The organism is Pantoea sp. K16 (assembly GCF_048452805.1).
In the GTDB taxonomy this organism is placed as follows: Bacteria; Pseudomonadota; Gammaproteobacteria; order Enterobacterales; family Enterobacteriaceae; genus Pantoea; species Pantoea agglomerans.
Map to the genome: position 1 here is coordinate 60,095 of NZ_JBLWNV010000018.1, position 19,469 is coordinate 79,563.

At 56.6% G+C, this 19,469-nt stretch carries 14 protein-coding genes; 2 read left to right on the forward strand and 12 right to left on the reverse strand.

Annotation, left to right across the window (positions count from 1 at the left end; all coding sequences use genetic code 11):
* Nucleotides 1-199: 199 nt before the first annotated feature.
* Nucleotides 200-559, forward strand: a complete 360-nt coding sequence (queD, locus tag ACK13D_RS20270; protein WP_010248568.1) for a 6-carboxytetrahydropterin synthase QueD — start codon at nt 200-202, stop codon at nt 557-559.
* A gap of 109 nt (nt 560-668) precedes the next feature.
* Here the strand turns inward: queD and queE are convergent, their stop codons facing one another.
* From queE to rlmD, 6 genes are all read right to left on the reverse strand, one after another.
* The gene (gene queE, locus ACK13D_RS20275; protein WP_010248569.1) at nt 669-1,340 is read right to left on the reverse strand and encodes a 7-carboxy-7-deazaguanine synthase QueE; all 672 of its coding nucleotides are present in this window, start codon (nt 1,338-1,340) and stop codon (nt 669-671) included.
* A 406-nt stretch (nt 1,341-1,746) separates the two neighbouring features.
* Nucleotides 1,747-3,042 carry a phosphopyruvate hydratase gene (eno, locus tag ACK13D_RS20280; RefSeq protein WP_010248571.1) on the reverse strand — a complete coding sequence of 432 codons (1,296 nt, stop codon included), beginning with the start codon at nt 3,040-3,042 and terminating at the stop codon, nt 1,747-1,749.
* A gap of 76 nt (nt 3,043-3,118) precedes the next feature.
* Nucleotides 3,119-4,756, reverse strand: coding sequence for a glutamine hydrolyzing CTP synthase (pyrG, locus tag ACK13D_RS20285; protein WP_010248572.1), 1,638 nt, complete (start codon nt 4,754-4,756; stop codon nt 3,119-3,121).
* A 229-nt stretch (nt 4,757-4,985) separates the two neighbouring features.
* Nucleotides 4,986-5,774, reverse strand: coding sequence for a nucleoside triphosphate pyrophosphohydrolase (mazG, locus tag ACK13D_RS20290; protein WP_418797004.1), 789 nt, complete (start codon nt 5,772-5,774; stop codon nt 4,986-4,988).
* A 158-nt stretch (nt 5,775-5,932) separates the two neighbouring features.
* Nucleotides 5,933-8,164, reverse strand: coding sequence for a GTP diphosphokinase (relA, locus tag ACK13D_RS20295; protein ID WP_010248576.1), 2,232 nt, complete (start codon nt 8,162-8,164; stop codon nt 5,933-5,935).
* Nucleotides 8,165-8,193: 29 nt separating this feature from the next.
* Nucleotides 8,194-9,510, reverse strand: a complete 1,317-nt coding sequence (rlmD, locus tag ACK13D_RS20300) for a 23S rRNA (uracil(1939)-C(5))-methyltransferase RlmD (protein ID WP_250327783.1) — start codon at nt 9,508-9,510, stop codon at nt 8,194-8,196.
* Nucleotides 9,511-9,604: 94 nt separating this feature from the next.
* On the opposite strand from rlmD, the gene barA reads away from it, so the two are divergent.
* The gene (gene barA / locus ACK13D_RS20305; RefSeq protein WP_418797005.1) at nt 9,605-12,334 is read left to right on the forward strand and encodes a two-component sensor histidine kinase BarA; all 2,730 of its coding nucleotides are present in this window, start codon (nt 9,605-9,607) and stop codon (nt 12,332-12,334) included.
* Between the two features lie 54 nt (nt 12,335-12,388).
* Here barA and ACK13D_RS20310 read toward each other — a convergent pair whose 3' ends face one another.
* From ACK13D_RS20310 to ACK13D_RS20335, 6 genes are all read right to left on the reverse strand, one after another.
* Nucleotides 12,389-13,528: a glycerate kinase gene (locus tag ACK13D_RS20310; protein WP_158131413.1), complete on the reverse strand. Its 1,140-nt coding sequence runs from the start codon at nt 13,526-13,528 to the stop codon at nt 12,389-12,391.
* A 75-nt stretch (nt 13,529-13,603) separates the two neighbouring features.
* Nucleotides 13,604-14,488 carry a 2-hydroxy-3-oxopropionate reductase gene (gene garR / locus ACK13D_RS20315; RefSeq protein WP_010248583.1) on the reverse strand — a complete coding sequence of 295 codons (885 nt, stop codon included), beginning with the start codon at nt 14,486-14,488 and terminating at the stop codon, nt 13,604-13,606.
* 19 nt (nt 14,489-14,507) lie between these two features.
* A complete protein-coding gene (gene garL / locus ACK13D_RS20320; RefSeq protein ID WP_010248585.1) occupies nt 14,508-15,278 on the reverse strand; it encodes a 2-dehydro-3-deoxyglucarate aldolase in 771 nt (256 codons plus the stop codon).
* Nucleotides 15,279-15,323: 45 nt separating this feature from the next.
* Nucleotides 15,324-16,655, reverse strand: coding sequence for a glucarate dehydratase (gene gudD, locus ACK13D_RS20325; protein ID WP_010248587.1), 1,332 nt, complete (start codon nt 16,653-16,655; stop codon nt 15,324-15,326).
* Nucleotides 16,656-16,665: 10 nt separating this feature from the next.
* On the reverse strand, nt 16,666-18,012 hold the full coding sequence (locus tag ACK13D_RS20330) for an enolase C-terminal domain-like protein (protein ID WP_187493121.1): 1,347 nt from the start codon (nt 18,010-18,012) through the stop codon (nt 16,666-16,668).
* Entirely contained in the window at nt 18,009-19,370 is a 1,362-nt protein-coding gene (locus ACK13D_RS20335; RefSeq protein ID WP_031594089.1) for an MFS transporter, read from the reverse strand. Before ACK13D_RS20335 ends, ACK13D_RS20330 begins: the two co-directional genes overlap by 4 nt.
* Nucleotides 19,371-19,469: the final 99 nt, after the last annotated feature.

Sequence of the window (19,469 nt, forward strand, 5' to 3'; positions counted from 1 at the left end):
ATCAAATAACCAAAATGACTAAATGGTTTTCCAGGTAGTAATAATCGTTAAAAGTGGTAAGCAAAGCGGTGATATATCAGTTAATTAGCTGGACGACACTGTATAAACGCGCAGGAAAAGTATCGGTTTGTGCGGTTCGGGTGCGAAAAAAGCGGTAATCAGGTAGAATTCAGCGGTTTTTTAATGTCTGAGAACCATTATGTCTACCACCTTGTTTAAAGAGTTCCAGTTCGAAGCCGCGCATCATCTACCGAATGTGCCGGCCGGACACAAATGTGGCCGTCTGCACGGTCATTCGTTCCTGGTTCGTCTGGAGATTACCGGCGAAGTGGATGCGCATACCGGCTGGGTTATGGATTTTGCTGAGCTGAAGGCGGCGTTTAAGCCGGTCTACAATCGGCTGGACCACTACTATCTGAATGATATTCCCGGCCTGGAAAATCCCACCAGCGAAGTGCTGGCGAAATGGATCTGGGATCAGATGAAGCCGCAACTGCCGCTGCTAAGCGCGGTGATGATCAAAGAAACCTGCACCGCAGGCTGCGTTTACCGCGGCTAACCCTGTCGGATCGAACCCTTCGATCCGACGCGGCTTTTCTCTCCGTCCTGCCTCTGACGCTCAACGCTTTCCTGTAGTTAACGGCTCATTGCGTGCCGCTTTATCAGGATCAGGCGATATTGAGATATTTATGGGTCTGCATCGACAGACGCCAGTTACGAGCAATGCAGGTCTCAATACAGAGCCGGGTTGCATCATCTTTGCGGCTGATTGGCTGCAGGGCGATGATACGCGCTTTGGTGTCATCAATGCCTGCCAGCAGCCGATCCAGCGCTTCCACATCACGCTCGCGCGCTACCGGATGCTTGATTTCATCGGCCCGGCTCAGCGCCTGGGGCAGAACATCGTAGCCGCCGCGCATGTTGACCTTCGGCGAGACAGTCACCCAGGTCCGTTCGGAACAGTGAATCTCGTGGGTTCCGCTGGTCTCAATCTGGCACTGGAAACCGTGCTGCTCCAGCGCAGTGGTTAACGGACGCAGATCGTATATCGCCGGTTCACCACCGGTGATGACCACATGACGCGCCGTCCAGCCCTGCTGCGCAATGGCACTCACCAGGGTCGCCGCGTCGGCATCCCCCCAGGCGTCGCTTTCCACCGTCTTGATCAAAATATCGCCCAGCGACGTTTCCCGATCTGTCCGCTTTTCCCAGGTGTGTTTGGTATCGCACCAGCTACAGCCCACCGGGCATCCCTGCAAACGAATGAAAATGGCAGGCACGCCGGTGTAATAACCTTCGCCCTGCAGTGTCTGGAACATTTCGTTAATCGGGTATTGCATTACGGACTCGCTTGAAAAAAACAGGGCGCTGATTATGGCAGATTTGCCGCGCAGCTCAACCACGCGTTGTGCCTTTTCTCCGCGCCGGACAAAACACAAAAGAGGGGCTTCAGATGGCTGACAGGCGCAAAACGTGGATGGCCAGGACCGAAGAGCAAAGCGTCCCGCGCTCAGGACAAAAACGCCGGAAGCGTTTTTGAACAACGCAAAGCGTTGGCCCGGTAACGGGCGCACCTCAGGGATGAGGTGCGTTATCGCGCGGACCGGGCCGGCAGAGATGCCGCTTTGGCGATCGGGCCTTGCCATCTGCGTCTGCATCTGCACACCGCCACCAACAAAAAGCCCCGCACAAGGCGGGGCTTCAGAGGCCGATGATGTCACTTAGCGCGACATCAACGCACAGTCATTACTGACCTTTAACTTCTTTCAGACCGTTGAATGGCGCTTTAGAACCCAGCGCTTCTTCAATACGGATCAGCTGGTTGTACTTAGCAACACGGTCAGAACGGCTCATTGAACCGGTTTTGATCTGGCCCGCTGCAGTACCTACCGCCAGGTCAGCGATGGTCGCATCTTCGGTTTCGCCTGAACGGTGAGAGATCACGGCAGTGTAGCCCGCGTCTTTCGCCATTTTGATCGCAGCCAGAGTTTCGGTCAGAGAACCGATCTGGTTGAATTTGATCAGAATGGAGTTAGCGATACCTTTATCGATACCTTCTTTCAGAATTTTGGTGTTGGTAACGAACAGGTCATCACCCACCAGCTGGATTTTGTCGCCCAGTACTTTGGTCTGGTAAGCGAAGCCGTCCCAGTCAGATTCGTCCAGGCCATCTTCGATAGAAACGATCGGATACTGTTTAGTCAGATCTTCCAGGAAGTGGGTGAACTCTTCAGAGGTAAACGATTTACCGCCTTCACCGGCCAGAACGTATTTGCCATCTTTGTAGAACTCAGATGCCGCACAGTCCATCGCCAGGGTGATGTCTTTGCCCAGCTCGTAGCCTGCTGCTTTTACCGCTTCAGCGATAACAGCCAGCGCTTCGGCGTTGGAACCCAGGTTAGGCGCATAGCCGCCTTCGTCACCCACTGCAGTGCTCATGCCTTTGCTTTTCAGCACTTTTGCCAGGCTGTGGAACACTTCAGAACCCATACGGATGGCTTCTTTCAGGTTCGGAGCGCCAACCGGCTGGATCATGAATTCCTGGATGTCGACGTTGTTGTCGGCATGTTCGCCGCCGTTGATGATGTTCATCATTGGCAGTGGCATAGAGTATTTGCCTGGGGTGCCGTTCAGTTCAGCGATGTGCTCGTACAGCGGCTGACCTTTAGAGGCTGCAGCGGCTTTAGCAGCTGCCAGTGAAACAGCCAGAATGGCGTTAGCACCGAAGTTAGATTTGTTCTCAGTACCGTCCAGGTCGATCATGATCTTATCGATGTTCGCCTGATCTTTCGCGTCTTTGCCTTTTACCGCTTCAGCAATCGGACCGTTTACTGCAGCAACGGCTTTGGTTACGCCTTTGCCCAGATAACGTGATTTGTCACCGTCACGCAGTTCCAGCGCTTCGCGTGAACCGGTAGAGGCACCTGATGGCGCAGCTGCCAGGCCTACGAAACCGCCTTCCAGATGCACTTCAGCTTCAACAGTCGGGTTACCACGTGAGTCGATAATTTCGCGACCGATGACTTTTACGATTTTGGACATTACGATTTTCCTCAGTACAAGTTAGTCAATCCTAAGACAAGCAACGCGCGAAAAGTTCGCGCGCTGCCTGTGAAACTTACTTCGCTAAACGCTTCTGATGCTCATGTGCGGCTTTAACAAAGCCGGCAAACAGCGGATGGCCGTCGCGTGGGGTCGAGGTAAACTCAGGATGGAACTGGCAGGCCACAAACCATGGATGGTTCGGGATCTCGATAATCTCAACCAGTTGATCATCACCAGAGCGACCTGCTACGCGCAGACCGGCTGCTTCAATCTGCTTTAACAGCATATTGTTCACTTCATAGCGGTGGCGATGGCGCTCAACGATAGTGTCAGAGCCGTAGAGCTGGCGAACCTGGCTGCCCGGCGTTAACTGACACTGCTGGCTGCCCAGACGCATGGTGCCGCCCAGATCGCTCTGCTCGCTGCGGACTTCGACGTTGCCATCTTCGTCACGCCATTCGGTGATTAATGCCACCACCGGATATTTACAGTCTGGCACAAATTCCGTGGAGTTGGCGCCCGGCATCCCGGCGACATTGCGGGCGAACTCCATCAGCGCAACCTGCATGCCCAGGCAGATGCCCAGGTACGGCACGTTGTTTTCACGTGCATACTGCGCGGTCATCAGCTTGCCTTCCACGCCACGGTAACCGAAGCCACCCGGGATCAGAATCGCATCCAGATCTTTCAGTAATTCGACACCGCGTGATTCAACATCCTGCGAATCGATCAGTTTGATGTTCACGGTGACGCGATTTTTCAGGCCGCCATGTTTCAGCGCTTCGATGACCGACTTGTAGGCATCCGGCAATTCCACATACTTGCCCACCATACCGATGGTGACTTCACCACCCGGATTGGCTTCTTCGTAGATCACCTGCTCCCATTCGGCCAGGTTGGCTTCCGGTGCATTCAGGTTGAAGCGCTTGCAGATATAGTCATCCAGGCCCTGCGATTTCAGCATGCCAGGAATCTTGTAGATGGAATCAACGTCTTTCAGCGAGATAACCGCTTTTTCAGGGACGTTACAGAACAGGGCGATTTTAGCGCGTTCGTTGGCCGGTACGGCACGGTCAGAACGGCAAATCAGCACGTCTGGCTGAATACCAATCGACAGCAACTCTTTCACCGAGTGCTGGGTCGGTTTGGTTTTCACTTCACCGGCAGCCGCCATATACGGCACCAGCGTCAGGTGCATATACATGGTGTGTTCGCGGCCCACATCAACGGCCATCTGGCGAATCGCTTCCAGGAACGGCAGTGATTCGATATCACCGACCGTGCCGCCGATTTCGACCAGTACCACATCATGACCTTCACCGCCTTCAATAATGCGTTCTTTGATGGCGTTGGTGATGTGCGGAATAACCTGAATGGTTGCGCCCAGATAGTCGCCACGGCGCTCTTTGCGCAGGACTTCTGAGTAGATACGGCCAGTGGTGAAGTTGTTACGACGCGACATTTTGGTACGGATGAAGCGCTCGTAGTGACCCAAATCCAGATCGGTTTCAGCGCCGTCATCAGTGACGAAAACTTCACCGTGCTGCGTCGGGCTCATGGTGCCTGGATCCACGTTGATATACGGGTCCAGCTTCATGATGGTCACGTTCAGACCACGGGCTTCGAGAATGGCTGCGAGGGAGGCTGCGGCAATGCCTTTACCCAGAGAGGAAACGACCCCGCCGGTCACAAAAATATAATTCGTTGTCATGCTGAACCTGAGAGTTTAGGTTTAAAGACGGTGGAATAACCAGGACGGGAAAACAGTATACTGGAAACCGCTATCAGCCACAATTGATGAATCACCGCCATCCTCCAACGCATTGCTGCGGCTAACATAGCCGATAGCCGCCAATGAAATGTTGACGTGCGTCACAAAGTTGCCGTCAGGCTGAATCGAGTAAGCGAAAGCGGTGACTTTATGCACAGCGCTGGAATAATCAGCGCTTCTCGCCCCGTTTCACCTGCTGCCAGGCGGCTTCCATCTGCTCCAGTGTGGCACCCGGCATACTTAACCCCTGTGCAGCGATGATCGCTTCGACTTCGCGGAAGCGGCGCTCAAACTTGTCGTTGGCCTTTTGCAGCGCAGTTTCCGCTTTGCTGCCCAGATGGCGCGACAGGTTAACCGTGGCGAACAGCAGATCGCCAATCTCCTCTTCCAGCTTCTCACCATCCACCACGCTCTGCTGCGCCTCGTGCATCACTTCATCAATCTCTTCATGCACTTTAGCCACCACCGGCCCCAGCGTGGTCCAGTCGAATCCGACATTGCGACAACGCTTCTGAATCTTGTGGGCGCGCATCAGTGCGGGCAGTGCCTTAGGGATATCATCCAGCGCCGAATGCTGGGCTTTGTCAGCCCGCTCAGCGGTTTTTATCGCTTCCCAGTTTTTCAGCACTTCGCTGCTGGTTTCTGCTGTGGCATCGCCAAAAATGTGTGGATGACGGCGCTCCAGCTTGTCGCTGATTGCGTGGCAGACATCCTCAAAATTAAAGCGATCCTGTTCGCTGGCCATCTGCGCATAGAACACCACCTGAAACAGCAGATCGCCCAGCTCACCGCGCAGATCGTCAAAATCTTCGCGCTGGATAGCGTCCAGCACTTCGTAGGTCTCTTCCAGCGTATAGGGCGCGATGGTGGCGAAGGTCTGTTCACGATCCCACGGACAGCCATGTTGTGGATCGCGCAGGGTTTTCATTATGCCAAGCAGGCGCTCAATAGCGTTCATTCAGGAGGATCCTTGATTAGTGAGATGACAGGCAACGGGCGAAGAGGCAAAGCGTACAACACGGCAGGACGCTATTCACCGCGTCCGGCCGTGTCTGGTGGTGCAGAAAACGCCTGCGCAACCTCCAGCTGCCGGTTGCCTCAGTGCCTGCCTGAATATCAGTGCAGGCGACGGGCGTCAATGATATCAGAGACCTGGTTCAGACGCGCCAGGACACGTCCCAGTACCTGATGGTTGTAGATCTCAATATCCATGTCGATGGTCGCCAGCTGTTTTTTGGTGTCGCTGCGGCTTGAGACGCCCAGGACATTCACTTTCTCGTTGGCGAGAATGGTGGTGATGTCACGCAGTAAGCCGCTGCGATCGTTGGCGGTCACGCGCACCACCAGCGAATAGCCGCTGGAGTAACTTTCGCCCCACACCGCATCGACGATACGTTCCGGCGCATGCGAAATGAGTTCAGCCAGCTGGTCGCAGTCGGCGCGGTGAATAGAGATGCCGCGCCCCTGGGTGATGAAGCCGACAATATCATCCCCCGGAATCGGCTGGCAGCAGCGGGCAATGTGGTGCATCAGGTTGCCCACGCCTTCCACGACGACGCGTCCGCTCTCTTTGCGTGAAGAGGGAGTGTACGATTTCTGGGTCAGCTGGCGCAGCGCTTCGCGATCTTCCTCTTCGGCGCTCGGCTTGTTCAGCTTCGCCTGCAGGAAGTTAACCATCTGGTTAAGACGAATATCGCCGCCGCCAATCGCCGCCAGCAGCTCTTCAAGCGAGGTGACGTTATAGCGCGGCAGCAGCAGTTTTTCGGCTTCGCGCAGGCTGATATCCAGCTGATTCAGTTCGTTATCCAGAATCTGCCGTCCGGCGATAATATTCTTGTCGCGATCCTGCTTACGGAACCAGTTGTGGATCTTCGAGCGCCCACGGTTGGTGGTGATGTAGCCCAGATTCGGATTGAGCCAGTCGCGGCTCGGGTTCGGCTGCTTCTGGGTGATCACTTCAACCTGATCGCCCATCTGCAGCTGGTAGGTGAACGGCACGATGCGGCCACCGATTTTCGCGCCGATGCAGCGGTGACCGATGTCGCTGTGAATATGATAGGCAAAGTCGAGCGGCGTCGATCCAGCGGGCAGATCCACCACGTCGCCTTTCGGGGTAAAGACGTAGACCCGGTCATCGAACACCTGGCTGCGGACCTCTTCCAGCAGTTCGCCGGAGTCCGCCATCTCTTCCTGCCAGCTGATGAGCTTACGCAGCCAGGCGATCCGCTCTTCATGACCGGCCGCGCCACGCGCGCTGCTGGAAGTTGGCCCCTCTTTATATTTCCAGTGCGCCGCCACGCCCAGCTCGGCATCTTCATGCATCTGGCGGGTACGGATCTGGATCTCCACCGTTTTGCCCTGCGGCCCTAACACCACCGTATGAATCGACTGGTAGCCGTTGGGTTTGGGGTTAGCGACGTAGTCATCGAATTCACTGGGCAGATGGCGATAGAGCGTATGCACCGTACCCAGCGCACCGTAGCAATCCTGCAGGCGATCGGCGACGATGCGCACCGCCCGCACGTCAAACAGCTCATCAAAGGCCAGCGATTTTTTCTGCATCTTGCGCCAGATGCTGTAGATATGTTTCGGACGGCCATAGACTTCGGCGCGCACGCCCTCTTTGACCATCTCTTTGCGCAGATTGCTGACGAAGTTTTCGATGTACTGCTCACGGTCAATACGCCGCTCATGCAGTAATTTGGCGATGCGCTTATATTCGTCGGGATGCAGATAGCGGAAGCAGTAATCTTCCAGCTCCCATTTGAGCTGACCAATACCGAGACGGTTGGCCAGTGGCGCATAGATATTGGTGCTCTCTTTGGCGGCCAGTACCCGCTCATCTTCCGGCGCATCTTTCATTTCGCGCAGGTTCATGATGCGTTCAGCCAGCTTCAGCACTACGCAGCGGAAATCCTCCACCATCGCCAGCAGCATGCGGCGGACGTTATCCACCTGTTCAGAGGCCATGGAGTCGTTGTGGATCGCTTTCAGCTGGCGGATGGCGTCCATATCGCGCACGCCGTGTACCAGCGAGACAATGCCTTTGCCGACGGCGGTTTCCAGCTCCTCTTCACTCACCACTTCATCGTTAGCCAGCGGGAAAATCAGCGCCGCACACAGGCTTTCGATATCCATGCTGAGCATTGAGAGGATTTCAACCATCTCAATACCGCGCCACAGCAGCAGCGACTGATCAGGATGGCCCTGCGTCTGCGCTTCACAGTAGCGCCACGTCTCGGCCACACGTTGACATGATTGCGGGTTGGCAATACCGAGACTGGCGATCCACTGGTCGAGGGCGAAATCCCCCTCAGTATTTAAATGCGCACTTCTGACCGCAACCATAACCTCTCCTGCACAACGACATACATCGCTTATGTTTTTCTGAACAGCACCATGGATTCGAGATGACGGGTATGTGGGAACATATCCAGCATCGCGACCCTTTCCAATTGGTAGCCTGCCGACAGCAATGTCTGGCTGTCGCGGGCGAGTGTGGTGGGATTACACGAAACATAGACCACGCGATCTGGTGCAAGTTTAACCACATGCGCCATTACGCCCGCAGCCCCGGCGCGTGCCGGATCGAGTAATACCTTGTTAAATCCCTGTGCCGCCCACGGCTGGCGCGACACTTCTTCTTCCAGATTATGCTGAAAGAAACTGACATTTTTAAGATTATTCAAATCAGCATTATACGCTGCCTGCCGCACTAATGCTGCAATCCCCTCCACACCAACCACATTATGTACGAAGATTCCTATAGGAAGTGTGAAGTTTCCCATGCCGCAAAACAGATCCAGCACCCGGTCTTCCGGCTGCAGATCGAGCCAGGCAATTGCCTTCGCGACCATCTGCTGATTAACACCATCGTTAACCTGAATAAAATCCTGTGGGCTGAAGGTTAGCTTAAGCTGGTGAGATTGATAAAACGGCGTCGACTCATTTAACGCACTCAACTCTTCCTCGCCCGCATCCAGGAACAGCATCAGCTGATGCTTATGCGAAAACTGTTCCAGTTTTTCACGGTCATCCGCATGCAGCGCATCAAGATGGCGCAGAATCATCAGCGGCCCGTTGTCTGCCAGCACCAGCTCCACATGCCCGAGACGCCTGACGGCGCGTAAGTCACTGAGACACTGATGCAATGGAACCAGTAAAGCCTCAAGTTCGGGCACTAAAATGGGGCATTGCTGAATATCAACCAGATCGTTGCTGGCTTCCTGACGGAAGCCCATCTGCAACCGCTGCGCCTTATTTTGCCATTGCAGCCCCAGACGGGCGCGACGACGATAGCCCCAGGGCTGACCGGCAATCACCTCATCCACCGCCACCTCTTGTGCGGCGGCCTGGCGCAGCATCCGGCTCAGCGCCTGGGCTTTGCTCTGCTGTTGCAGCGCCACATCGGCATGCTGCTGCTGGCAGCCGCCGCAGCGTTCATAATGCGGGCAGCGTGGCGTGACGCGCGCCGGACTGCGGCTAATCAGTCGTGTCACTTTCGCCCGGGCAAATTGACGTTTATCCTCTGTCAGCATGACCTCCGCCTGTTCCCCAGGCAGGGCACCGGCGACAAAAAGGGTTTTGCCCTTGTGACGCGCCACCCCTTGTCCGAACGGATCGAGCGCCTCAATGGTGACGGTGATCCGTTGTTGCGTCGTCACGCGCTGTTTTGCAACGTAAAATTGCGCCATAGTGTTATTAATTCTCTTTATCGAAAACGACCTGCATTGTTTTTGTCGACAGCATGCACAGGGACGTTAATGCCGGAGTAGCCAGGCGACTATTATGACCAAATACAGCCTGCGGGCGCGAATGATGATTTTAATTCTGGCACCCACGCTGATGGTTGGCCTGCTGCTCAGCTCATTTTTTGTGGTGCACCGTTACAATGAACTGCAGCGCCAGGTTATCGATGCCGGAGCCAATATCATTGAACCGCTGGCGATCTCCAGCGAATACAGCATGACCTGGCACAACCGTGACGCCATGCGTGAACTGGTCAGCCTGCTGCACCGCCGCCATTCCGGCATCGTCCGGGCGATCTCGGTGTTTGATAATCACAACCAGCTCTACGTCACCTCCAATCACAAGCAGAACCTCAGCCTGCTGCAACAGGATGATATCCGCGCCCTGCCCGACGATGTCTCCATGGAACGTCACGGCAACGTATTGATTCTGCGCACTCCGATCACCACAGAGCGTTACGATGTGGATGAATTGCCGGACGAAGATGCCAAGCCGTCGGGCAATCCGCTGGGCTACGTGGCGATAGAGCTGGATCTGCAGTCGGTGCGCCTGCAGCAGTACAAAGAGGTGTTTGTCGCCACGCTGATGCTGCTCTTCTGTCTCTGCCTGGCCATGCTATTTGCCTATCGTCTGATGCGTGATGTCACCGGCCCGATCCGCAATATGGTCACCACCGTTGACCGCATCCGTCGCGGCCAGCTCGACAGCCGCGTTGAGGGATACATGCTGGGTGAACTCAGCATTCTGAAAAACGGGATTAATGCGATGGCGATGTCGCTGACCGCCTATCACGAAGAGATGCAGCACAATATCGATCAGGCGACCTACGATCTGCGAGAGACGCTGGAACAGCTGGAGATTCAGAACGTTGAGCTGGATCTGGCGAAGAAACGCGCCCAGGAAGCGGCGCGTATCAAATCTGAGTTTCTGGCCAATATGTCGCATGAGCTGCGGACGCCGCTTAATGGCGTGCTGGGCTTTACCCGGCAGATGCTGAAAACCCAGCTGCGCACCACCCAGCGCGACTATATGCAGACCATTGAACGTTCAGCCAATAACCTGCTCAGTATTATCAATGACGTGCTCGATTTCTCGAAGCTGGAAGCGGGCAAACTGATGCTGGAGGCGATCCCCTTCCCGCTGCGTGCCACACTGGATGAAACGCTGGTGCTGCTGGCCCCGTCGGCGCATGACAAAGGGCTGGAGCTGACGGTGGTGTGTGACAGCAGCGTGCCGGACAATGTGATTGGCGATGCGCTGCGCCTGCAACAGATTCTGATTAACCTGATCGGTAACGCCATCAAGTTTACCGAGAAAGGGTATATCGGCCTGCGTGTCGGACAGCGGGTGATTACGCAGTCGCGCGTCGAGCTGGAGATTCAGGTTGAAGATAGCGGCATCGGCATCTCTGAGCAGCAACAGACACAGCTTTTCCAGGCGTTCCGTCAGGCTGACGCCAGCATTTCGCGCCGTCATGGCGGCACCGGGCTGGGGCTGGTGATCACGCAGAAACTGGTGCGGGAGATGGGCGGCGAAATCACCTTCAGCAGCCAGCCGGACAAGGGCTCCACCTTTGTGATTCGCGTGCAGCTGGATCTCAATCCCAATGCGCCCGGCATGCCACGCGTGCTGGATGCGCTGTCACATGCGCGCATTGCCTATGTTGAAGCGGATGCTAACGTTGCCAGCGCAGCACTGGAGATGTTGAGCGCCACACCATTGCAGATCGATTACAGCGAAACGCTGGAGGGTTTAAAAGCGTCTCACTATCCGCTGCTGCTGATGGCGATGCCGGTCGACATCAGTCAGCCCGAGCTGCTCAATGAACGCATGATTAATGCGCTGCTGGATCGGGCCGACAACGTGCTGATGGCGCTCCCCAGCCCGATGATGTTGCTGGCGGATGAGCTGAAGGTACGCGGCATTGACGGTTGCATCGCTAAACCGATCTCCCTGACGCGACTCCTGCCGATGTTACTGGATCTGCATACCCGTCAGATCAGTGAACTGCCGCTTTCACCCCGGCTGCCGCTGACGCTGATGGCGGTGGATGATAACCCCGCCAACCTCAAGCTGATTGGCGCGCTGCTGGAGGAGCAGGTGCAGAACATCCTGCTGTGCAGCAGCGCCGAACACGCCATCCGTGAGGCACGTCAGCAGTCGCTGGATGTGATTCTGATGGATATTCAGATGCCGGACATCGATGGCATTCGCGCCAGCGAAATTATCCGCAGCATGCCGCATCATGCCAGTACACCGATTGTGGCGGTCACCGCCCATGCGATTGATGGCGAGCGTGAGCAATTGATCAAGGCGGGCATGAATGACTATCTTGCCAAACCGATTGATGAGAGCAAGTTAAGACAGTTGCTGGCGCGCTATACGCCACCACCAGTGGTCACCGTGCCGGAACTGCTGCCAATATTACCCACGCTGGACTGGCAACTGGCGCTGCGACAGGCGGCGAACAAAGCCGATCTGGCGCGCGATCTGCTGCGAATGCTGCTGGAATTTTTACCGGAAGTGCATGCGAAGATGGCGCAGTTTATGTCGACCAATGAGGTCAACGCCCTGCGTGAGATTATTCACAAGCTGCACGGCAGTGCCAGCTACAGCGGCGTGCCGCGCATGAAGCAACTCTGCCATCAGCTGGAAAGAGAGCTGCTGGAGGCCAGCGATATCGCTGCGCTGGAGCCGGAACTGCTGGAGCTGCAGGATGAGATGGAGAACGTCGCCCGAGAAGCCCGCCAGCTGTTAGGGATTGGATAAGGCTGGCGGTGAGTTAAACCCGGCCGATGTGGAGTGGCCGGGTAATGCTGGTGGTTAGTTAAACCCGGCCAGCTTTAACGTGGCTGCCACATTACGCGCCGTCATCTCAACATTCTTTCCGGCGCTGGCGAGTGCCTCATCCAGGGAACAGATGCTGTAGAGCACGCTGAATACCGCATCGATCCCGTGCTGATGCACCACGCCGACATCGGCCGTCAGGCTTCCGGCGATGCCAATCACCGGCTTATTAAAGCGCTTTGCCACGCTGGCGACGCCGATCGGCACCTTGCCATTAATACTCTGGCTGTCGATACGCCCTTCACCGGTAATTACCAGGTCAGCATCTTTTACCTCTTCCGCCAGCCCCAGCGCTTCAGTAACAATCTCAATGCCGCGCCGCAGCTCTGCCTGACAGAAGGCGTGCAGCGCCGCCCCCATACCGCCCGCTGCGCCGCCGCCCGGAATATGCAGCACATCAATATCGAGATCGCGGTGAATAATCGCGGCGTAATGGGCCAGCGCCTGATCGAGCTGCTGCACCAGCGCCGGTGTCGCCCCTTTCTGCGGGCCGAAAATGGCCGATGCACCCTCTTTGCCCGTCAGCGGATTCGTGACGTCACAGGCCACTTCAATGCGGCACTGATGAATGCGGGCGTCCAGCGCGTCAATATCGATGCTGGCAAGATCGGCGAGTGCACCGCCACCGTGACCGATCTCGCAGCCCTGGTCGTCCAGCAGCCGGGCGCCCAGCGCCTGCATCATGCCGGCTCCGCCATCATTGGTGGCGCTGCCGCCGATACCAATGATGATGTGGCCGACCCCCTTATCCAGCGCATGTCTGATCAACTCGCCGGTGCCAAATGAGGTCGTTATCAGCGGGTCACGCTGCGATGCAGGCACCCGCTCCAGTCCACTGGCCGCTGCCATTTCGATATAGGCGGTGGACTCATCGCCGGACAGGCCATAGAAGGCGTCAACCTCTGTTCCCAGCGGCCCCGTCACCTTCAGCCTGACGATTTTTCCCTTCGTCGCCGCCACCATCGCTTCTACCGTTCCTTCACCGCCGTCGGCGACCGGTATTTTCACGTAATGCGCATCGGGAAAGATGTCACGGAAACCCGCTTCAATCGCCGATGCCACATCCAGGGCGGATAAACTCTCTTTATATGAATCCGGTGCGATTACGATTTTCATAGGCAATCCGAGCGCAGTTGAGTAATTGAAACGGCTCTGAACCAGTCCGGTTTCCGCAGAGACCGACACCGGGTTTTAGCGGGCGATTTCAACCTTCGCTAACTTCTCATAATAGCAGGCCAGCGCGCTGTGGTCGGCGCTACCCTGCCCGTCGTTACGCAGCGCCTGCATCATCTCCATCACCGCCGCCGTCAGCGGCAGATGCGCGCCGATGCTGTGCGAGGTATCCAGCGCGTTCGCCAGATCTTTGATATGCAGGTCAATGCGGAAGCCAGGTTTGAAGTTGCGATCCATCACCATGGGCGCTTTGGCATCCAGTACCGTACTGCCGGCCAGGCCGCCACGAATCGCCTGATAGACCAGATCCGGATTTACACCCGCTTTGGTCGCCAGTGATAACGCCTCGGACATCGCCGCAATATTCAGCGCCACAATCACCTGGTTGGCCAGCTTAGTCACGTTACCCGCACCGATGTCGCCGGTATGCACCACCGATCCCGCCATCGATTTCATGATGTCGTAGCAGGTATCGAACACCGCTTTATCACCGCCGACCATCACAGAGAGCGTGCCTTCAATCGCTTTGGGTTCACCGCCACTGACCGGCGCATCCAGCATTTTGATCCCTTTTTCTGCCAGCGCATCATGGACTTCACGGCTCGCCAGCGGCGCAATGGAGCTCATGTCGATGACCACCAGGCCTGGCTTCGCCCCTTCGATAATGCCATTTTTACCCAGGCAGACTTCAATGACCTGCGGCGAGTTGGGCACCATGGTAATCACCACATCGCACTGCTCAGCCACCTCTTTTGGCGATTTCGCCACGGTCGCGCCCAGTTCAGTCAGTTCCGCTTCGTTGTCAGCGTTATGATCGCGCACCACCAGCGAATAACCGGCTTTCACCAGATTTTTACTCATTGGTTTGCCCATAATACCCAGGCCGATAAATCCAATTTTCATTGCGTTTCCCCTTGATTGATTAGCGCTTAAATTTGTCGCATAACGCCTGAGAGGCGTTGCGGAACATACCGACATCGCTGCCGACGGCGACAAAAGTGGCACCCCACTCCAGATAACGACGCGCGTCCGCTTCCACCGGTGCCAGAATGCCGCTCGGCTTACCGGCGGCTTTGGCGCGTTCAAAAATGTGTTTAATCACTTTCAGCACTTCAGGATGCGCAGGCTGACCGAGATAGCCCAGCGCAGCAGAGAGATCGCCCGGCCCGACAAAAATACCGTCGACACCGTCCACCGCCGCGATGGCGTCAATGTTGTCGACCGCCTGCTGGGTTTCGATCTGCACCAGCACCGTGATGTTGTCATTGATGGTGCTGTTGTAATCCGGCAGGGTGCCGTACATGTTGCTGCGGTGCGAAACCGAGACACCGCGAATGCCGGCTGGCGGATAGCGGGTTGATGCGACGGCACGCACTGCTTCCTCTTCGGTCTCGACAAATGGCACCAGGAAGTTGTTAAACCCGATATCCAGCAGACGCTTAATGATCACCGGCTCGTTGCAGGGCGGACGCACCACGGGCGCACTGTGGCTGCCTTTAAGCGCCATCAGCTGTGGCACAAACGTGGTGATATCGTTGGGCGCGTGTTCGCCATCCAGGACCAGCCAGTCAAAACCGGCCAGCCCTAAAATCTCGGTTGAGATCGGGCTGGCAAGCGCACACCAGCTGCCGATCAGGGTTTCACCCGCTAACAAACGACGACGAAATCCATTTGGCCAGGCTGCATTACTCATGGTTAAACTCCTGTGACGATGGCTCCCCGTGGGGAGCCGAAAAGGTTAACGTACCAGGCAGGGACGTTTGTTGTCGTAGGTCCATCCCGGCACTAAAAATTGCATCGCTTCGGCATCGTCACGCGCGCCCAGCCCCTGCTTCTGATAGAGCGCGTTGGCCTGCATCACCTGATCCATATCCAGCTCGACGCCGAGACCGGGCTTCTGCGGTACCTGCACCATGCCGCCTTTGATCTGGAATGGCTCTTTGGTCAGGCGCTGATTGCCCTCCTGCCAGATCCAGTGGGTATCAATGGCGGTGATCGCGCCCGGCGCGGCAGCGGCGACGTGGGTGAACATCGCCAGCGAAATATCGAAGTGGTTATTGGAGTGCGAGCCCCATGTCAGGCCGAAGTCGTGACACATCTGTGCTACCCGCACCGAACCCTGCATGGTCCAGAAGTGCGGATCCGCCAGCGGAATGTCCACCGACTGCAGCGACAGGGTATGGCCCATCTGACGCCAGTCGGTGGCGATCATATTGGTGGCGGTTGGCATGCCGGTGGCGCGACGGAACTCCGCCATCACTTCACGGCCGGAGTAACCCTGCTCCGCGCCACAGGGATCTTCTGCGTAGGCGAGCACATCTTTGAGCTGTTTGCCGAGCATGATCGCCTCGTTGAGCGACCAGGCCCCGTTGGGATCGAGGGTGATACGGGCTTCAGGAAAACGCTTAGCCAGCGCAGTAACCGCTTCGGCCTCTTCGCCGCCGCGCAGTACGCCGCCTTTGAGTTTGAAATCGTTGAAACCATATTTCTCATACGCCGCTTCCGCCAGCCGCACCACCGTCTCCGGGGTTAGTGCTTCTTCGTGGCGCAGGCGATACCAGTCGCAGGGATCGCTCTCCTGGCTCTGGTAAGAGAGGGACGTTTTGCGGCGGTCGCCGATGTAGAAGAGGTAGCCGAGCATCTCAACGCGGTCGCGCTGCTGTCCGTCGCCCAGCAGCGAGGCCACATTAACTTCCAGATGCTGACCCAGCAGGTCGAGCAGCGCCGCTTCAATGCCGGTCACCACATGAATAGTGGTGCGCAGATCGAAGGTCTGGGTGCCGCGCCCGCTGGCATCGCGGTCGGCGAAGGTGCTGCGCACCAGGCTGAGAATGTTTTTGTATTCGCCCACGGTTTTGCCAATCACCAGCGACGCTGCATCTTCCAGCGTCTGGCGGATTTTTTCGCCGCCCGGGATTTCGCCGACGCCGGTGTGTCCGGCGTTATCTTTGATAATCACAATGTTGCGGGTAAAGAATGGCGAGTGAGCGCCGCTGAGGTTCAGCAGCATGCTGTCGTAGCCTGCGACCGGAATAACCTGCATGGCGGTGACTTTCGGTGTTGAACTCATCTCCTGCTCCTTATGCTGTTGCACGGCCAAATGCCGGGCGTTTGCGATCAAATGTCCAGCCGGGGACCAGATATTGCATCGCCGTAGCGTCGTTACGCGCACCGGCGGGCAGTGACTGATAAAGCTGATTGGCTTTGTTTACCTGCTCCCAGTCGAGCTCAATGCCCAGACCCGGCGCATCCGGTACGGCAATTTTCCCGTTGCGGATTTGCAGCGGATTTTTCGTCAGGCGCTGATCGCCCTCCTGCCAGATCCAGTGGGTATCAATCGCGGTAGGATTGCCTGGCGCTGCCGCACCCACATGGGTGAACATCGCCAGCGAAATATCGAAGTGGTTATTGGAGTGGCAGCCCCAGGTGAGGCCCCACTCATCGCAGAGCTGCGCGACCCGCACGGCGCCGCTCAGCGTCCAGAAGTGAGGATCCGCCAGCGGAATATCGACTGCATTAAGCATCACCGCGTGATTCATCTCGCGCCAGTTAGTGGCGATCATATTGGTGGCCACCGGTAAGCCGGTTGCGCGCCGGAACTCGGCCATCACTTCACGTCCCGAATAGCCCTGCTCCGCGCCGCACGGATCTTCGGCGTAGCTCAGCACATCCTGCATCCCTTTACACAGCGCTATCGCCTCGTCCAGCAGCCAGGCGCCGTTCGGGTCGACCGTAATGCGGGCGTCGGGAAAGCGCTGCTTCAGCGCCGCCGCGGTGGCAATCTCCTGCTCGCCCGGCAACACGCCGCCTTTGAGCTTAAAATCTTTGAAGCCATATTTATCCTGCGCCGCCTCAGCCAGCCGCACCACGGCATCGCTGGTCAGCGCTTCCTGATGACGCAGGTGATACCAGTCGTGGCTGGCCTGCTCACCACTCAGATAGGGCAGATCGGTCTTGCGGCGGTCGCCGAGATAGAACAGATAGCCCAGCACCGTCACTTCATCACGCTGTTTACCTGGCCCCAGCAGTTCAGCCACCGGTACGCCCAGACACTGTCCCAGCAGATCGAGCAGCGCCGCTTCCAGCGCGGCTACTGCGTTGACCCGCAACTCAAAAGTCCAGGCACCGTTGCCGAAGGTGGTGAAGTCAGCCGACTGATTGCCTTTGTGCACCTGCTGCACCAGACGGTTCATTCGCGCAATCTGCTGGCCTTTCACCTGCGGAATCGCCTCTACCAGCGTCTGATAGATGGTGTCGCCGCCGGGGGCTTCACCGACGCCGGTGTGACCGGCGCTGTCGGTGAGAACCACAATATTGCGGGTAAAACAGGCGTTGTGCGCACCGCCAATATTGAGCAGCATGCTGTCATAGCCGGCGACCGGGATAACCTGCATCTCAGTAATCACCGGCGAACTTTGCGTATTCATAATGCATCCTTACCGGGCCAGGTTTTCAGTTCGACACGTTTGATATCGCCCGCGATCACCAGGAAGCTGAATGCGGCGACAAAGGCATGAATACCGACATAGATCAGCGCGCCTTCAAAGGAGCCGCTGGTGGCGATGATGTAACCGATGGCGATAGGCGTCACGATGCCAGAGAAGTTACCGAACATGTTGAACAGACCGCCGCTCAGGCCACTGATCTCTTTCGGTGCGGTATCTGCCATCACCGCCCAGCCCAGCGCACCGATGCCTTTACCAAAGAACGCCAGTGCCATGAAGAACACCACCACCCATTCGGTATCGGTGTAGTTACACATCACCATCGAAATAGAGAGCAGCATGCCGAGCACGATCGGCGTTTTACGCGCGATATTCAGGGAGCCGGTTTTACGCATCAGCCAGTCGGAGATCACCCCACCCAGTACGCCGCCGAGGAAGCCGCACACCGCCGGAATCGAGGCAATAAAGCCCGCTTTGAGAATCGACATGCCGCGCGCCTGTACCAGATAGACCGGGAACCAGGTGATAAAAAAGTAGGTTAAGGCGTTAACGCAGTACTGACCGAGGTAGATACCCAGCATCATGCGTGACGTCAGCAGCTGTTTGATCTGGAACCACTTCTCGTTCCAGCTCACTTTGCGGCTATCCTTTTTGACATCCATGTTGATCAGCGCACCGCCCTGCTCCATGTACTCCAGTTCGGCTTTATTCACGCCTGGGTGATCGGTGGGATCGTGGATCACTTTCAGCCAGATGAAACTGAGGATGATGCCCAGGCCGCCCATGAACCAGAACACGTGCGCCCAGCCCACGGAAGAGACCAGCCAGCCCATGATGGGCGCGAAGATAACGGTGGCGAAGTATTGGGCCGAGTTGAAGATCGCCACGGCCGTGCCGCGCTCCTGCGCCGGAAACCAGGCCGCGACGATGCGGCTGTTGCCAGGGAAAGAGGGCGCTTCGGCCAGTCCCACCAGGAAGCGCAGAATAAACAGCGACATGATGATGCCGAAGCCGCTGAACAGATCGACGAACCCTTGCAAAAAGGTAAAGAGCGACCAGGTAAAGATGCTCCAGAAATAGACGCGTTTTGAGCCGAAGCGGTCAAGCAGCCAGCCGCCCGGAATCTGACCAATAACATACGCCCATGAGAAGGCTGAGAAGATATAGCCGAGTCCGACCGAATCGAGGCCAATATCTTTTGACATCGCCGAACCGGCAATCGAAATCGTTGCGCGGTCACCGTAGTTGAATGAGGTGACGATAAATAACATCACCACAATCCAGTAACGGGCATTGGTGCGTTTCTGCACCGTTTCCGCGGTCTGGCTGAAACTATTCATGATGCACTCCTGAAATATAGCGTGAGCTACATTCGCTCTGACTGCATACACATCGCGTTGGGTATCAGAGAGAAGTTGGGTTAAACACGGCGATCTTTT

Bases quoted from the DNA above. Each gene is read 5' to 3' on its own strand.
- queD (WP_010248568.1), top strand. From the start codon at position 200: ATGTCTACCACCTTGTTTAAAGAGTTCCAGTTCGAAGCCGCGCATCAT.
- queE (WP_010248569.1), bottom strand. From the start codon at position 1,340: ATGCAATACCCGATTAACGAAATGTTCCAGACACTGCAGGGCGAAGGT.
- eno (WP_010248571.1), bottom strand. From the start codon at position 3,042: ATGTCCAAAATCGTAAAAGTCATCGGTCGCGAAATTATCGACTCACGT.
- pyrG (WP_010248572.1), bottom strand. From the start codon at position 4,756: ATGACAACGAATTATATTTTTGTGACCGGCGGGGTCGTTTCCTCTCTG.
- mazG (WP_418797004.1), bottom strand. From the start codon at position 5,774: ATGAACGCTATTGAGCGCCTGCTTGGCATAATGAAAACCCTGCGCGAT.
- relA (WP_010248576.1), bottom strand. From the start codon at position 8,164: ATGGTTGCGGTCAGAAGTGCGCATTTAAATACTGAGGGGGATTTCGCC.
- rlmD (WP_250327783.1), bottom strand. From the start codon at position 9,510: ATGGCGCAATTTTACGTTGCAAAACAGCGCGTGACGACGCAACAACGG.
- barA (WP_418797005.1), top strand. From the start codon at position 9,605: ATGACCAAATACAGCCTGCGGGCGCGAATGATGATTTTAATTCTGGCA.
- ACK13D_RS20310 (WP_158131413.1), bottom strand. From the start codon at position 13,528: ATGAAAATCGTAATCGCACCGGATTCATATAAAGAGAGTTTATCCGCC.
- garR (WP_010248583.1), bottom strand. From the start codon at position 14,488: ATGAAAATTGGATTTATCGGCCTGGGTATTATGGGCAAACCAATGAGT.
- garL (WP_010248585.1), bottom strand. From the start codon at position 15,278: ATGAGTAATGCAGCCTGGCCAAATGGATTTCGTCGTCGTTTGTTAGCG.
- gudD (WP_010248587.1), bottom strand. From the start codon at position 16,655: ATGAGTTCAACACCGAAAGTCACCGCCATGCAGGTTATTCCGGTCGCA.
- ACK13D_RS20330 (WP_187493121.1), bottom strand. From the start codon at position 18,012: ATGAATACGCAAAGTTCGCCGGTGATTACTGAGATGCAGGTTATCCCG.
- ACK13D_RS20335 (WP_031594089.1), bottom strand. From the start codon at position 19,370: ATGAATAGTTTCAGCCAGACCGCGGAAACGGTGCAGAAACGCACCAAT.